General features: G+C 59.1%; 1 protein-coding gene. It reads right to left on the reverse strand.

Annotated elements, in window-relative coordinates; translation table 11 throughout:
• A partial coding sequence (locus tag NKJ06_RS35685) for an AMP-binding protein (protein ID WP_352812632.1) occupies positions 1-609 on the reverse strand: 609 nt, incomplete at both ends.

The raw sequence follows: 609 nt of genomic DNA on the forward strand, positions 1-609 counted from the left end.
AGCCGCGCGCAACCCCGGCCCCGCCGATATAGAGCTCGCCCACCGCCCCCAACGGCACCGGCTGACCATGAGCGTCCAGAAGATAGATCCGCGTGTTGGCGATCGGACGGCCAATATGCGGCACGGCGTTGTCACTGAGAAGTCGTCCCGACGTTGCCACAACGGTGACTTCCGTAGGGCCATAGTTGTTTATCAACTTGAGAGGAGATGGTATCCGGGAAGGAACACGCTGGAGACGATCACCACCGATCAGCAAGTACCCCAATTTTGGATTTACCAGCTCGTCTTGCAATGCGGTTGTAGCCAGCGGTGTGGCTAGAAAGGCGGCGTCCAGTGGTTGATCACGCCACCATTGCAACAGACGCGAGGAATCTCCTGCTGCCGCCCTGGGCGGCAGCAGCAATGTGCTACGATTGCATAATGCGGACCATAGCTCCCAGGTGCTGGCGTCGAAAGCCACTGCAGCCGTGAGTGTGCAGCAGGTTTCTGGTTGCGGACAAAACGTTTGCACATGCCATGCTGTAAGATTGACCACTCCGCGATGCTCGACCATGACGCCCTTGGGCGTCCCGGTGGAGCCCGAGGTGTAGATGATGTAGGCGAGATGGC

Source organism: Mesorhizobium sp. M0293, from assembly GCF_040321735.1.
Taxonomy (GTDB): domain Bacteria; phylum Pseudomonadota; class Alphaproteobacteria; order Rhizobiales; family Rhizobiaceae; genus Mesorhizobium.